14 protein-coding genes and 1 pseudogene are annotated in these 14555 nt (G+C 60.5%); 9 read left to right on the top strand and 6 right to left on the bottom strand.

Annotated elements, in window-relative coordinates; genetic code table 11:
• Positions 1-315: 315 nt before the first annotated feature.
• From alkB to QWI18_RS24785, 3 genes are all read right to left on the bottom strand, one after another.
• Entirely contained in the window at positions 316-993 is a 678-nt protein-coding gene (gene alkB / locus QWI18_RS24775) for a DNA oxidative demethylase AlkB (protein WP_369320114.1), read from the bottom strand.
• A gap of 30 nt (positions 994-1023) precedes the next feature.
• Positions 1024-1203 carry a hypothetical protein gene (locus tag QWI18_RS24780; RefSeq protein WP_296310002.1) on the bottom strand — a complete coding sequence of 60 codons (180 nt, stop codon included), beginning with the start codon at positions 1201-1203 and terminating at the stop codon, positions 1024-1026.
• 80 nt (positions 1204-1283) lie between these two features.
• The gene (locus tag QWI18_RS24785) at positions 1284-1589 is read right to left on the bottom strand and encodes a DUF1883 domain-containing protein (RefSeq protein WP_037010615.1); all 306 of its coding nucleotides are present in this window, start codon (positions 1587-1589) and stop codon (positions 1284-1286) included.
• A gap of 203 nt (positions 1590-1792) precedes the next feature.
• Between QWI18_RS24785 and QWI18_RS24790 the strand changes: the two genes are divergently transcribed.
• Positions 1793-2149 carry a hypothetical protein gene (locus QWI18_RS24790; protein ID WP_065987190.1) on the top strand — a complete coding sequence of 119 codons (357 nt, stop codon included), beginning with the start codon at positions 1793-1795 and terminating at the stop codon, positions 2147-2149.
• 57 nt (positions 2150-2206) lie between these two features.
• Here the strand turns inward: QWI18_RS24790 and QWI18_RS24795 are convergent, their stop codons facing one another.
• Positions 2207-2488, bottom strand: a complete 282-nt coding sequence (locus QWI18_RS24795) for a hypothetical protein (RefSeq protein ID WP_065987192.1) — start codon at positions 2486-2488, stop codon at positions 2207-2209.
• A gap of 202 nt (positions 2489-2690) precedes the next feature.
• Positions 2691-2876 carry a hypothetical protein gene (locus tag QWI18_RS24800; protein ID WP_065987194.1) on the bottom strand — a complete coding sequence of 62 codons (186 nt, stop codon included), beginning with the start codon at positions 2874-2876 and terminating at the stop codon, positions 2691-2693.
• Between the two features lie 349 nt (positions 2877-3225).
• On the opposite strand from QWI18_RS24800, the gene galU reads away from it, so the two are divergent.
• The 6 genes and pseudogenes from galU (at position 3226) to QWI18_RS24830 (ending at position 10447) form a co-directional block, all read left to right on the top strand.
• Positions 3226-4056: a UTP--glucose-1-phosphate uridylyltransferase GalU gene (gene galU / locus QWI18_RS24805; protein ID WP_296310007.1), complete on the top strand. Its 831-nt coding sequence runs from the start codon at positions 3226-3228 to the stop codon at positions 4054-4056.
• 147 nt (positions 4057-4203) lie between these two features.
• Positions 4204-5559: a glutathione-disulfide reductase gene (gene gorA / locus QWI18_RS24810; protein ID WP_065987197.1), complete on the top strand. Its 1356-nt coding sequence runs from the start codon at positions 4204-4206 to the stop codon at positions 5557-5559.
• A gap of 183 nt (positions 5560-5742) precedes the next feature.
• Positions 5743-7380: pseudogene (locus QWI18_RS24815) on the top strand (ATP-binding protein); the annotation flags it as partial.
• 247 nt (positions 7381-7627) lie between these two features.
• Positions 7628-8191 carry an alkyl hydroperoxide reductase subunit C gene (gene ahpC, locus QWI18_RS24820; RefSeq protein ID WP_065987199.1) on the top strand — a complete coding sequence of 188 codons (564 nt, stop codon included), beginning with the start codon at positions 7628-7630 and terminating at the stop codon, positions 8189-8191.
• Positions 8192-8348: 157 nt separating this feature from the next.
• The gene (gene ahpF / locus QWI18_RS24825) at positions 8349-9911 is read left to right on the top strand and encodes an alkyl hydroperoxide reductase subunit F (protein ID WP_296310009.1); all 1563 of its coding nucleotides are present in this window, start codon (positions 8349-8351) and stop codon (positions 9909-9911) included.
• Positions 9912-10141: 230 nt separating this feature from the next.
• Positions 10142-10447, top strand: a complete 306-nt coding sequence (locus tag QWI18_RS24830) for a DUF1883 domain-containing protein (protein ID WP_282373314.1) — start codon at positions 10142-10144, stop codon at positions 10445-10447.
• Between the two features lie 70 nt (positions 10448-10517).
• On the opposite strand, the gene QWI18_RS24835 is transcribed toward QWI18_RS24830, so the two are convergent.
• The gene (locus tag QWI18_RS24835; protein WP_369320111.1) at positions 10518-12257 is read right to left on the bottom strand and encodes a dipeptidase; all 1740 of its coding nucleotides are present in this window, start codon (positions 12255-12257) and stop codon (positions 10518-10520) included.
• A 324-nt stretch (positions 12258-12581) separates the two neighbouring features.
• Here QWI18_RS24835 and QWI18_RS24840 point away from each other — a divergent pair, with 324 nt between their 5' ends.
• The gene (locus tag QWI18_RS24840) at positions 12582-13610 is read left to right on the top strand and encodes an alpha/beta fold hydrolase (protein WP_369320112.1); all 1029 of its coding nucleotides are present in this window, start codon (positions 12582-12584) and stop codon (positions 13608-13610) included.
• 219 nt (positions 13611-13829) lie between these two features.
• Positions 13830-14441, top strand: coding sequence for a hypothetical protein (locus tag QWI18_RS24845; protein WP_369320113.1), 612 nt, complete (start codon positions 13830-13832; stop codon positions 14439-14441).
• Positions 14442-14555: the final 114 nt, after the last annotated feature.

Raw genomic sequence — 14555 nt, forward strand, 5'->3', positions numbered from 1 at the left:
CAGGCTGAACGCAGGTTTCGCGGAGTGGGCCGAGCCGCATGGATGCGGCGAGAGCGCCGTCAGGACATGGATGTCCGTTCGGCGCGGGCCCACGGAGCGAGACCGGAGTGAGGGTACTCCGACGAAGGAGGAGCCCAACCAGGAGCACAAGCCCTTGGTTACTTGGGGCTTTATCAAGTAACTCGCCGGAGGCGAAATGTCTGCCGTTAGGCAGACCCCTCTCAGCCGCACCGCGCACTTGGGGACAAGCGCACTCGGGGACAGATTAATTTACGATGAAGCGCTGTAAATAAATCAGTCCCCTCACCAGTCCCCTCACCGCGCCTTACGAAACGTAAAATTGATCCGCTGCTCCCCCAGCTCCGGATGCTCCGCCTGCCGAATCGGCAGCACCCCGTGAAAGCGCAACCGATCAACCCCGCCCCACACCACCACATCCCCATGAAACAACGGCACCCGCTGAGTCGGATCACCGCGCCCATGACCACCAAACAAAAACATCGCCGGCAACCCCAGCGACACCGACACCACCGGCCACTCCAAACCGCGCTCATCCTTATCCTGATGAAGCGACATCTTCGCCCCGGGAATATAACGATTGATCAGGCACGCATCCGGCACAAACCCCTCAAACCCCGCCGCCGAGGCCGCCGCCACCGCCAGCTCCATCAAAACCTCGGGCATCGCCGGCCACGGCTGACCCGTCATGGGATCGACCGGAGAATAGGCATAGCCACTTCGGTCTGTCGTCCAGCCGAACTCCCCACAACTGCTCAGCGCCACCGACATCGTGTAACCACCGGGCGTGACCATGTTGCGGAACGGCGCCTGCGCAAGAACCGACTCCAGCGCAGGCAGCAATGACTCGATAAAGGGCAGGGCGAAGCCACGGAACACAAACGACTCCGGCCCGATCTGCTCCCGGGAAGGCAACTGCGGCGTGTCCTCCGCGAACAGATCAAACGTCGCCGGCGTCGTGCCTTTGCGCTGCATCACCATGGGCGTCCCCGATCCAGATTTCGCCTACAGCGCTTTGCTGACCTTCACATCGCTGATGACATCATCACCGTCGGCGTGCATTTTCTGCAGGGCTGCCAGGGCTTCCTCGGTGGAAGGGGACTGCAACAGGGCAAATTCGAAACGACGCTCACCGTTGAGCTTGTAGCTGATCGCGTATTTGACGACGGGGGCAGGGGTGCTCACATTTGACTCCTTGGAAACGCTGACCGGATGTTCGCAAAAAAACCACAAAGATTTCACGTCGTCCGGTGTTCAATGGCGCCTTAGCTCAGACGCGAGGACGAGCGGCGGACGATCTTGATGGAATGGGTGAAAGCGGTTTTGCGCCCGCCATGGCTGTCCAGTTTGCGGCCAGCGGTGTCGATGGTGATGTTCCAGAAGCCGGTGCTGGGCACCGCGATCTTGGCAGGGAAACGGTCGAATGCGCCGCCGTGGTAGGTGTGACGGCCGCCGTTCTTGAAGCTGCGGAAGTTGGCATCACTCATCAGGCGTATGTTGCAAAGCTGGGAGCACTCGATGACGACCATGTCGTCTTCGTTAAGGTGCTCGCGCTGGTGAACGAATTTCATGGGTGTCTCCGGAGACAGCGTTCTCGAAAACCCGAAACGATAGCACGGCGAGCCTGGGCATTGATCATCCCGGCGGGTTTTATTGCGCTGCCCTCAGCCCGAATCAGCGCAGCGCTGACAGCAAGGCTGGCAGTTAAAAAAGCAGGCGTGCGGGATTTAATCCGGGTCAGGCTTGTCGTAAGGACCTTTACTGGAGGGATTGTATGAAATTGGCGGTTGTTATTCTGGCCCTGGCGATGACCGGCTGCGCCACAGTTACAGACATTGAACACACCCCGGCGACCATGAGTGTGATGTCCGGCAAGTCGCCGAAGGATTATGCCGCGTGCTTTGTCGGACGCATCTCCGACAGCCGCAAGCCGCCGCAGATCGAGCCGCACAAAGAGGGCCTGCGCATCATCGTTCCACAGAAGCTGCTGAGCAGTGATCCTGCTGCCATCGTCGACATCGAGACCCGCTCCGGCGGCAGCTCGATCAAGCTGTTCGAGCGCATGTCGAACAACCCGCTGCGACCCAAAGACGTGCAGCATGCCGTGACGGCCTGTATCTCGGGCGAATGAAGCGGTTGAGACAGCATCAGGAAGTGACGTGGGTACAGCGGTAAACGGCCAGCGACGTTATTTGCAGACCACCAGCACCGTGCGGTTTTTATAGTTGCCGACATCGACACCCAGGGTCTTGTCATCTTCCTTGGGTTGCGGCGTGCCATTAGTGCTTACGATGTTGTAGCCGGTGCCCGCGCAGGAAGCGTCAGCCTTTTCGTAGCAAGCGGCCCAGGACATGGCTTCGCCGGAGCAGTCGATGCTCAACGCCTGTTTGCCGTCTTTGAGGTAGGTGTTCTGCGCAGTCGCGCAACCGGTCAAGGCCAGTACAGCAATGACGGATAAGATCTTGATCATGGTGGAATGCTTCGCGATGAGGGCCGGTGTGGGGTGTGCTGCTTTGGGATTGCTAGTCTCAGACTTGGGGTGGGTGCCATCGTTCCGGCATCACCCGACATTTTTTGCAGGGTGCGCGTGCTGAGTTAACCGCACATGAGCACTGCTGGACCCGAGCTGCGCCCGGGCCATGCCCCATTGCGGGGCTGGCCGGGCCAGGGGATCAGTCTTTCTTGTCAGCCCGACGACGCGGGGCTGGCGTGTCTTCGAATACGGCGGCGACTTCAATGGCGCTGCTCTCGCTGGAGAACGGGCCTGCCACGGCTTCACCGTCGTGGCCGACCAGCCACCATTGGCCGTCCTGGAGCTTCTTGATCTGGTACCCGTTCACGCTTTTGACTTCAGACATCGACTTGTCTCGATTAGTGATTCAGGCGCCCATGATAATCGGCAAATGCCAAAGGGCAATCGCACAATTTCCCACGGGGGATGGCGAACAGAGCTACGCTTGCGAAGGTCACCGAACGGCGGTTACGCGGCGCTGGATGCCCTCGTATGACGGACAGCATGGAATTCCAGTAATCAGTGGGTGAAGCGTGGCGAGGCAGCGGGTTGCGGAACTATCTGCGGAACTATTTGCGGAACTATCTGCGTCAGCGTTCCTCTACCTAGGCAGCGAACGGCCAGTAGCGGCATTGTAAGGTTATCGCCGCCTCATTAGACTGCGCCGCAACACCCCCAGCTCATCAAGGATTTATATGATCAAGAAATGCTTGTTCCCTGCAGCCGGATACGGCACTCGCTTTTTGCCAGCGACCAAGGCCATGCCCAAAGAGATGCTGGCAGTTGTTAACAAGCCACTGATCCAATACGGCGTAGAAGAGGCCTTGGAGGCCGGTTTGACCGAAATCTCCATCGTTACTGGCCGCGGCAAGCGCGCGCTGGAAGACCACTTCGACATCAGCTACGAGCTCGAACACCAGATCAAAGGCACCGACAAAGAGAAATACCTGGTCGGCATCCGCAAACTGATCGACGAATGCAGCTTCTCCTACACCCGTCAAACCGAAATGAAAGGTCTGGGCCACGCAATTCTCAGCGGCCGGCCTCTGATTGGCAACGAAGCATTTGCCGTGGTTCTGGCAGATGACTTGTGTGTCAATCCCGGCGGTGACGGTGTCCTGGAGCAGATGGTCAAGCTGCACAAGCAGTACAAATGCTCGATCGTCGCCATTCAGGAAGTGCCTGCCGATCAGACTCACAAATACGGCGTGATCGCGGGTGAAGAGATCAAGCCTGGCCTGTTCCGCGTGACCGACATGGTCGAGAAGCCAAAGCCTGAAGATGCGCCTTCGAATCTGGCGATCATTGGTCGTTACATCCTCACCCCGGACATTTTCGAGAAAATCGAGCAGACCGAGCCGGGCAAAGGCGGTGAAATCCAGATCACTGACGCTTTGATGAAGCAAGCTGCTGAAGGCAACGTACTGGCCTACAAATTCCAGGGCACGCGTTTCGATTGCGGCGGTGCGGCCGGTTACGTCGAAGCCACCAACTTCTGCTTCGAGCATTTCTACAAAGAACTGTAATCAGCACATGACAGCAGTTGTACTGGCTTTTGCCACGCCGCTGTATGTATGACAAAGCCACCTTCGGGTGGCTTTGTCGTTTCTGCCCTGCGGAACTTGCCGAGCGCGCTCAAGCGGTTATGCTAGCGCATCGCTTAGGAGAGACAGATGAGCTACGACTTTGACCTTTTTGTAATCGGCGCAGGCTCGGCGGGCGTCCGGGCGGCGCGGTTTTCCGCCGGCTTCGGTGCGCGCGTGGCCGTGGCCGAGAGCCGTTATCTGGGGGGCACGTGCGTCAACGTCGGTTGCGTACCGAAGAAGCTGATGGTCTACGGCGCGCACTATTCCGAAGACTTCGAACAGGCGAAAGGCTATGGCTGGAGCAGTGGCGAGGCGCATTTCGACTGGCCCACCCTGATCGCCAACAAGAACCGCGAGATCAGCCGCCTCAATGGCGTCTACCGCAAGCTGCTGGACAGCAGCGGCGTGTCACTGATGGAAGGCCATGCACGCCTGCGCGGCCCCCACGAAGTCGAAATCAACGGCCAGGTTCACACGGCCGAGCACATCATGATTGCCACCGGTGGCTGGCCACAGGTGCCGGACATTCCGGGCCGCGAGCACGCCATCACCTCCAACGAAGTGTTCTTCCTCGAGCAGATGCCCAAGCGCGTCGTCGTGGTCGGCGGCGGCTACATCGCGGTGGAGTTCGCCTCGATCTTCAACGGCCTGGGCGCTGACGTTTCGCTGATGTACCGCGGCGAGTTGTTCCTGCGCGGCTTCGATGAGAGCGTGCGCACCCATCTGCACGAAGAGCTCGCCAAGCGCGAGATGGACATTCGCTTCAAGACCGAGATCAGCAGTATCGAGAAGCTGGCCGACGGCACCTTGCAACTGAGCCTGAACGACGGCAGCCGTTTCAACACCGACTGCGTGTTCTACGCCACCGGGCGCCGCCCGATGCTGGACAACCTGGGCATGGACACCGTCAACGTCGAGCTGGATGACAAGGGCTTCATCAAGGTCAACGGTGATTACCAGACCACCGAGCCGTCGATCATCGCCGTCGGCGACATCATCGGCCGCGTGCAGTTGACGCCGGTGGCGCTGGCCGAGGGCATGGCCGTCGCGCGGCGCCTGTTCAAGCCCGAGCAGTACCGCCCTGTGGATTACCGCCACATTCCCACTGCCGTGTTCAGCCTGCCGAACATCGGCACGGTCGGTCTCACCGAGGCCGAAGCCATGAAGGACGGGTATGAGGTGCAGGTGTTCGAAAGCACGTTCCGGCCGATGAAGCTGTCGCTGACCGATAATCAGGAGCGCACCCTGATGAAACTGGTGGTCGATGCCAAAACCGATCGCGTGCTGGGTTGCCACATGGTCGGCCCGGACGCCGGCGAGATCATTCAGAGCCTGGCGATCGCCCTCAAGGCCGGCGCCACCAAGCAGATTTTCGACGACACCATCGGTGTGCACCCGACGGCGGCGGAAGAATTCGTCACCATGCGCACACCGACACGCTAAGCATCACCTGGCACGTGTTGTTAAGCCTCGCGCGGCACACGTGAACGGTCCGGCCTCCATGGAGGGAGCCGGGCCAGCCATTGTTTTTAGGGACGGACCCACTCTTTGACCAGCACGAGTTTTTCGGCAGCCATGCCCTTGAATCCAGCAGGACCTGATGACCAGGCGCTTTCCAGAACCGAAGCGCTTGATGAGAGTGAGCGGCAGTTTCGCAGCCTCGCCGATAACATGAGTCAGTTGGCCTGGATCGCTGACCCCGCCGGTCACATCCATTGGTACAACGAACGCTGGTACAGCTACACCGGCACCTCATACGAAGCGATGATGGCGCTGGGCTGGCGATCGTTGCATCACCCTGACCATGGGCAGCGGGTCGAATCACGTCTGCAGCGCTGCTTCGCCACCGGCTCGTTGTGGGAGGACACCTTCCCGCTGCGCGGCAAGGACGGCCAGTACCGCTGGTTCCTCTCCCGTGCATTGCCGATCCGCGATGAGCGCGGCAGCATCATCCACTGGTTGAGCACGAGCACGGACATCACCGCCCAGGTCAGTGCCGAAGACGCGCTGCGCGAGCTGAACGAGAGCCTCGAACAGCGCGTCGCCGAGCGCACCCGCGAACTGGCCGAAAGCAACGAGCGACTGCAGGTCGAAATCAGTGAGCGTGCCCAGGCTGAAGAGGCCTTGCGCCACGCGCAGAAAATGGACGCCATCGGCCAGCTGACTGGCGGTATCGCCCACGACTTCAACAACATGCTCACCGGCGTGCTCGGCGCACTGGACCTGATCCAGCGTCGGGTCGCCGCAGGGCGTGTGTCGGAGATCGATCGTTACATCGAGGCCGCCATGGGCTCGGCCAACCGCGCTGCGTCGCTCACCCATCGCCTGCTTGCGTTCGCCCGTCGCCAGTCACTGAACCAGCGGCCGGTGGACGTCAACCACATGGTGACGTCGATGGAAGAACTGCTGCGCCGGACCATTGGTGAAAGCATCGAGCTGGAAGTCGACCTGCACACGATCTCGTGCCTGACCAACACCGATGAGCATCAGCTCGAGAATGCGTTGCTTAATCTGGTCATCAACGCCCGCGACGCGATGCCCGATGGCGGTCGGTTATTGATCCAGACCGAACTGACCCACATTGCCCTGCTGCAGGACGCGCTGGCGCCGGGCGACTACGTGCGCCTTCGTGTGCAGGACACCGGGCTGGGCATGTCCAGCGAGGTTATCGCACGGGCCTTTGATCCGTTCTTCACCACCAAGCCGATCGGGCAGGGCACTGGCCTGGGCCTGTCGATGGTCTACGGCTTCATCAACCAGACCGGCGGCCGGGTCAGCATTTCCAGCGAAGAAGGGCGTGGTACGCGCATCGACTTGTTGTTGCCGTGTCACCACGAGGTTGCCGAGCTTCCCCCCGCCGTCCCTCGCAGCTTCGAGCCGCCTCGCGCCGGCCTGGGCGAGCGCGTGCTGGTGGTGGAGGACGAGGCTGAGGTGCGCATGCTGGTGGTGGATGTGTTGAAGGAGCTGGGTTATCGCGTGAACGTCGCCTGCGACAGCCATGAGGCACTGGTGGCTTTGCAGGGAGCCGAGCCCGTTGATCTGCTGGTCACGGATGTGGGACTGCCGGGGCTGAATGGTCGCCAGTTGGCAGAAGTGGCACGCCAGCATCGCCCGGGGCTGAAGGTTTTGTTCATGACCGGTTATGCGCGGGAGGCCGAAGTGCGTGGTGACTTCCTCGACGATGGCATGGATTTACTCACCAAACCCTTCAGCATCGACGAACTTGCCGTGCGGGTGCGAAGCCTGATCGAATCAGCAGCCTAGGACTGGCTGGATCACCAGGACTGGCTGGATCCGTAGGACCGGCTTTAGCCGGGAAGCTTTCCGGTCGACAGTGCGGGTGACCCAACCGCACCCGCCCAACAACGTCTTCTATTAATAAAGCATCCTTATAGTCAAAACCAATCATAAGCATGAGCTTTGCCAATGAGTCCCTGCTGACGATTTTGCGTAGTATCCTCCCCATCGAATTTGTAACACCCCATTTTCACAACCCTCAGGAGATTCACTGATGCCTATCATCAACAGCCAAGTCAAACCGTTCACGGCAACTGCTTTCAAGAACGGCAACTTCGTAGAAGTGTCGGACGCCGACCTGAAAGGCAAATGGTCTGTGGTGTTCTTCTACCCGGCTGACTTCACCTTCGTTTGCCCAACCGAGCTGGAAGACCTGGCGGACAACTACGCCGAGTTCCAGAAACTGGGCGTCGAAATCTACAGCGTTTCCACCGACACCCACTTTGCCCACGCTGCCTGGCACAACACTTCACCAGCCATCGGCAAAATCCAGTACACCATGATCGGTGACCCGACCCTGAAAATCTCCCGCAACTTCGACGTCCTGATCGAAGAAGCTGGTCTGGCTGACCGCGGTACTTTCGTGATCAACCCGGAAGGCGAAATCAAAATCGTCGAACTGAACGACGGCGGTGTTGGCCGTGACGCTTCCGAGCTGCTGCGCAAAATCAAGGCGGCTCAGTACGTTGCTGCTCACCCGGGCGAAGTCTGCCCAGCCAAGTGGAAAGAAGGCGAGGCCACCCTGGCTCCTTCGCTGGACCTGGTTGGCAAGATCTAAGTCGTCATGACCGGATCGGGGGCGATGAGCCCATGAGCACGTAAACCGCATCGCCCCCAAAAAACGCCCGGGCGGTCATCGCCTGGGCGTTTTTTTTTGTAGAACCCGCTAGATCTTGAACGTATCCAGACCTGAAAGTGAAGAAGGAAGCCGAACCATGTTGGACGCCAATCTTAAAGCTCAGTTGAAATCTTACCTGGAGCGGATCACTCGCCCGATCGAGATCGTTGCGTCCCTTGATGACGGCGCAAAATCCCAGGAAATGCTGGCCCTGCTCAATGACATCGTCAGCAGCTCCGACAAGATCACCCTGGACACCAATGGCAGCGATGCACGCACGCCGTCCTTCGCCCTGAACAGCCCGGGCCAGGACATCAAGCTGCGTTTCGCCGGTCTGCCAATGGGTCACGAATTCACCTCGCTGGTGCTGGCGCTGCTGCAAGTCGGCGGCTACCCGTCCAAATCCTCCGAGGACACCATTGAACAGGCCCGCGGACTGACCGGTGAGTTCAAGTTTGAAACCTACTTCTCGCTGACCTGCCAGAACTGCCCGGACGTGGTCCAGGCGCTGAACCTGCTGGCTGTTCTTAACCCGAACGTGGAACACGTCGCCATCGAAGGCAGCCTGTTTCAGCAGGAAGTCACCGACCGCCAGATCATGTCCGTGCCAAGCATCTACCTGAACGGCGAGCTGTTTGGTCAGGGCCGGATGAACCTGGAAGAGATTCTGGCGAAGATCGACACCAGCGCCGGCGATCGTCAGGCCGACAAGCTGAATGGCAAAGAAGCGTTCGACGTGCTCGTCGTCGGCGGTGGCCCGGCCGGTTCGTCGGCAGCGATCTACGCTGCCCGTAAAGGCATCCGCACCGCTGTGGCAGCCGAGCGTTTCGGCGGTCAGGTGCTCGACACCATGGCGATCGAGAACTTCATCTCGATGCAGCACACCGAGGGGCCAAAGCTGGTTGTCGCCCTCGAAGAACACGTCAAACAGTACGAAGTCGACGTCATCAACCTGCAGCGCGGCGAGCAACTGATTCCGGGCAAGAACGGTGAGCTGCACCAGGTGAAGTTCGCCAGCGGCGGCGTGCTCAAAAGCAAGACCGTGATCCTGGCGACCGGCGCACGCTGGCGCGAAATGAATGTGCCGGGTGAGCAGCAGTACCGCAACAAAGGCGTGGCGTACTGCCCGCACTGCGACGGTCCGTTGTTCAAGGGCAAGCGCGTGGCGGTGATCGGCGGCGGCAACTCCGGTGTGGAAGCGGCCATCGACCTGGCGGGTATCGTGTCCCACGTGACCCTGCTGGAATTCGACGCCAATCTGCGCGCCGATGCGGTCCTGCAACGCAAGTTGCACAGCCTGCCCAACGTGACGGTGCTGACCAGCGCGTTGACCAGCGAAGTCACCGGCGACGGCCAGAAGGTCAACGGCCTGCGCTACAAGAACCGCCTTACCGGTGAAGACATCACCATCGAGCTGGAAGGTATCTTTGTGCAGATCGGCCTGCTCCCGAACACCGAATGGCTGAAGGGCACCATCGAGCTGTCGCCACGGGGCGAGATCATCATCGACCCACGCGGTGAGACGTCGATCCCGGGCATCTTCGCTGCCGGTGACGTGACCACCGTGCCGTACAAGCAGATCGTGATCGCAGTCGGCGAGGGCGCCAAAGCCTCCCTCAGCGCCTTCGACCACCTGATCCGCACCAGCGCCCCGGCGTGATACCTCGCTAAAACTGATCCTACTGGCTCATGCGGTGTCGTAGGACCGGCTTCAGCCGGGAAGGCGTCGGTCGCCATACCTCTGAACCAAGGGCCAGAAACAAAAAAACCTCATGAGCGATCATGAGGTTTTTTTTGGGCTGTAGCTCAGGCGGTCATGTGAGCACCGCCTTCCGGGCCAGGCCTCCATGATATTCTCGCGCCCGTTTTCAACTCTGCCGTGGGATCCCCGTGAAATTCATCCACCAACGCGAACACCTGAATGAAGGCGACATTGTGGTGATCGAGTCCTCGAACGCCTGCAATATCCGCCTCATGAGTGATGCCAACTTCCGCAGTTTCAAGAACGGCGGTCGGCACACCTATCACGGCGGCGCCTTCGACCGCTTCCCGGCGAAAATCGTGGTGCCCAGCACCGGCTTCTGGAACATCACGCTGGACACGGTCACCCAACGGGCGATCAGCGTGACCCGCAAGCCCAACCTCAAACACTCGATCAAGATCGTGCGTCGGACAGGCTCAAAGCTTCAAAATTGAGTGCCTGATGACTGCACATTCAGCGGCGCGAATCAGGCCCGCCACCGCAGCGGGCCCGGGGCAGGGGTTGTCAGAGTTTCGGCAGTTGACCGATGCGGCCCATCATTTCGGTGACGATCTGCAAGTCCAGCAGGAACTGCTCGGTGGTCTTGAACTCGGCGTCGGTGTGACCGGTGTATTTGACGTCGGGTTTGGCCAGGCCGAACTGCACGCCGTTGGGCAGCTCATGCACTGACGTGGCGCCGGCGGACGTGCCGAACTTGTGCTCCATGCCCAGATTCTCGGTGGCCACGGCCAACAGCGCCTTGACCCACTCGCCCTCAGGGTTGCGGTACATCGGCTCGGCGATCGAGTAATCAAAGCCCGGCGTGATGTGGCTCTGCTGGGTCCAGGCGGTCAGCTTCTGGGCGATTTCCGCTTTCAGTGCTTCCGGCGATTTGCCCCTTGGCACGCGCAGATTGACCGCCAGCTTGAAGGCCTTGTCGTCCATCGCCACGTAGGTCAGTGAGGCCGTCAGCGGGCCCATGAACTCATCGCTGAAGCCGACGCCCAGTTTGCTGCCCAGGTAATCAAGGCCCCAGTTGTCAGCGGCATAGCGCGCGGCGTCGGTGATCGCGTTGTGCTTGAGCGCGACCTTGCCATCCAGACCGTTGATGAAATCGAGCATCCGCGCCACCGGGTTGACCCCCGATTCGGGCTCGGAGGAGTGCGCCGAGACGCCGGTGACCGTCAGCTTGACCTCTTTGCCGGCGACTTCTGCGTCGACCTTGAAGTTGCCGCCGTTGCGCTGGGCGTACTCAGCGCCGGCTTTCTGCAGCTCGGCGGCGAGTTCAGCGGGCTGATCGCTCACCAGCGTGACGACTGATTTTGACGGGATCTGGTTGGTCGCCATGCCGCCGGTCATCGAAGTGATTTCCGCGCCCGCGCCTTCGGCGGTGCGACGGGGGAAGCTGGCCATGACCGTGCCGTAACCCTTTTCCGCGATCACCACCGGGTAGCTGCCATCGAGTGCCAGGTTGTAGGCCGGCGTCGGGTTGCGCTCGAAGTAGTAGGGAATGGCGTCGCCGGAGGTTTCTTCGGTGGTGTCGATCAGCAGCTTGAAATTGCGCGCCAGGGGCAGCTTCTCTTCCTTGATCACCTTCATGGCGTACAGCGCGACGACGATACCGTTCTTGTCATCCTCGGTGCCGCGCCCGTACATGCGGTCGCCGATCAGGGTCACTTTGAACGGATCGAGGCGGGTGCCGTCAGCCAGCACCCAGTTTTCCAGGGTGACCGGAACGACGTCGGCGTGGGCATGAATCCCCACCACTTCAGGGCTTGAACCCTCAAGGGAAACCTCGTACACGCGGTTGTCGATATTGCGGAAGGTCAGGTTGAACGACTGGGCGAGGGTTTTGATTTTCTCGGCAATCTTGATGAACGCGGGGTTGTCGTGTTGCGCGACGCCAGCGGTCTGGAACGTGGGAATGGCGACCAGTTCGCGCAGGGTTTCGGTGGCGGCGCTGCCGTATTTCACCCGCGCATAAACCCCCAACAGGCGATGGATATCGTTCTGCTCATCGGCGGACAGTTTTTTATTGGCGAGGAAGGCGCTGATCGCCGGCTCGATGCCCGCCGCCTTGACCACGTCGGTGGTGCTGACGGTCTTGAGGAACTGGCGGAAATCAGTGACGGCGTTTTCCTTGAAGGTGGTGACAATCGTGCTGCTCTGTTGCGCGGTGAGGTTGGCAAAGGCAGCGGGTGTGAAGGCGCAGACGCCGGCGAACATCAATGTAGCGGCGGTGAGGTGCTTGAGCGAAAAGTCCATTGGGTGGGGCATTCCTTGGCAGGCATGTTGAGAGAAAGGTCTGATCCTTCGATCAGAAACCACCGCACGCTACCATCGCCGGTGGAGCAGGGGGAGTCCTCATGCTGATATCTGTCGCCTTGACGGGTGAAAGCGGCGCACAACCGTAAATGACTCAGGCTATTGAATGGCCTGAAAAAATAGTCGTGAAGCGGCCTCGCTCATACGGCATAACCGTCTACGCTGATGGCGCAGCGCGACGGCATGGTGTTGATGTACATGGTTTTCCGGAGCCGCAAATCTTTCAGGCGCTATCACGGCCGGGCGTTACCACTAAGGAATTCCATGAAACTGCGTCATTACGCTGACCGGACGCTGTGTGCGTTGCTGGTCATGATGAGTGTGGGCATCTGCCAAGCGGCAGAGCAGCAACGGGTGAACATTGGCTCGTTGAACATGACCGGCGGCAAGATCTCGCGTTGCGACTTGGCTTATCGCACCTACGGCACGCTGGCAGAAGATCGCAATAACGTCGTGCTGGTGACTACCTGGCTGGCCGGGCGGACGTCCGACCAGGCCGACATGATCGGCCCCGGCAAGTTGGTCGACACCAATCGCTGGTACGTGGTGGCGATGGACGCCATCGGCAATGGCGTGTCGTGCTCGCCGTCCAACAGCCCGATTGCGCCGCGCCTGAAGTTTCCGCAGTTCGGCATCCGCGATATGGTCAAGGCGCAGCATCGGTTGCTGGCCATGTACTTGGGCATTGATCACGCCTACGCCATCGTCGGCATTTCCATGGGTGGCATGCAGGCGTTGCAGTGGGCGGTGATGTACCCGGACTTCGCCAGCAAGGTGGTGACCATCGTCGGCACGCCTCACCCGACCGAACGCGACCTGCAGGCCTGGAATGCAGAACTGGCCGCCATCGAACGCGCGCCCGGCTGGAACGACGGCAACTATGCGCCGGGCACGGCTTTCAAACAGCTCGCGGCGACACACAACGGTTATCTGTGGACGCCGGGACACAGGGCGGCCAAGACCGTCGGCACCGGTCCCTCACCTGCCGGCACGTTGCCCGCCACCGCGAGCAATCAGTCCTTCAGCACGGTCGACTGGTACCGGCAATTGCAGGCGATGACGTCGTTCGATCTGTTGCGTCACGGCGACATGGCCGCACTGGCCGGGAAAATCAAGGCGCGGCTGTTGATCATCACCTCCGAGCAGGACCGCATGGTCGACCCGGCGCCTTCCAAGGCGCTGGCCGCCCAAAAGCGCGCGCAGTTGCTGGTACTCAACAGCGATTGCGGACACATGGCGCCGGCGTGTGAGGCGGGCCAGGTGAATGAGGCGGTGAAGGCGTTTCTCAAATAGGGCGGCGGCCTCGGGTTGTCAGCAGCGCGCTGGCCGGTACGGCAAGCCGGCGGCGAGGATCTGCCGCAGACGGCAAGCATTGTCGATCATGGCGGCCCTTCATGGCTTGACGCTGGGTCCGCAGGCCCGTGTTGACGGGTCTTTCAGGGAGGGCAGGCTGGATGGCATCGGTTTTGCTGCTGTCGGGGTACATCGGACAACCTGAACAGGAGGTGAAAGATGTTGATCGGCAACAGTGCTATCCAGCAGTTCGTGTCAAAAGCCGTGAGCCACACCCATTACGCCACGACGGACACGGACGCCTACACCAGCGCCATGGCCGGCGCCGCCACACCCGTGGCGGCGATTGCGAGCAATGGCGAAGGCGCGGCGCAAAGCAGCAACGAGGGCAAGCAGGGCTACGACGAGTCGTTTGCCAAGATGATGGTGAACCTGAAGGCAGCGGCGGCCAACACGGCGCCGGCGGTGACGGATGATGACAAGGCGGCAGCGGCTGCGGCGTTTGTGTCCAGCGCTGACAAGCAGGTCGCGTCGTCTGACAGTGTCAGCAAGACGGTCTCTGATGATCTGGCGGCCAGTGATGGCGCGGGTTCTGATGGCGTGGGTTCGGTGAAGGATCAGTTCCTGTCCTACATGAACCAGACCGACGCGGAGAAGGTGCGGCAGCGGTTGACGGGCGTCAGCAAGGCGGAATACGACGCCATGACGCCGCAGGAGCAGGCGGCGGTGGACAAGCAGGTGACGGAGCTGCAGAAGCAGAAGACGGATCAGCAGGTCGCTGAGCGGGAGGTGAAGACCAGGATCGCTATGGCAAAGGCGGAGATGGCCTGATTGTTTGTGTTTAGATCAAGGGCGTCTGCCTAACGGCAGACATTTCGCCTTCGGCGAGTTACTTGGAAAAGCACCCCAAGTAACCAAGGGTGCTTGCTCCTGGTTGGGTTCCTC

Source organism: Pseudomonas sp. W2Oct36 (assembly GCF_041060465.1).
GTDB classification, from domain to species: domain Bacteria; phylum Pseudomonadota; class Gammaproteobacteria; order Pseudomonadales; family Pseudomonadaceae; genus Aquipseudomonas; species Aquipseudomonas graminis_B.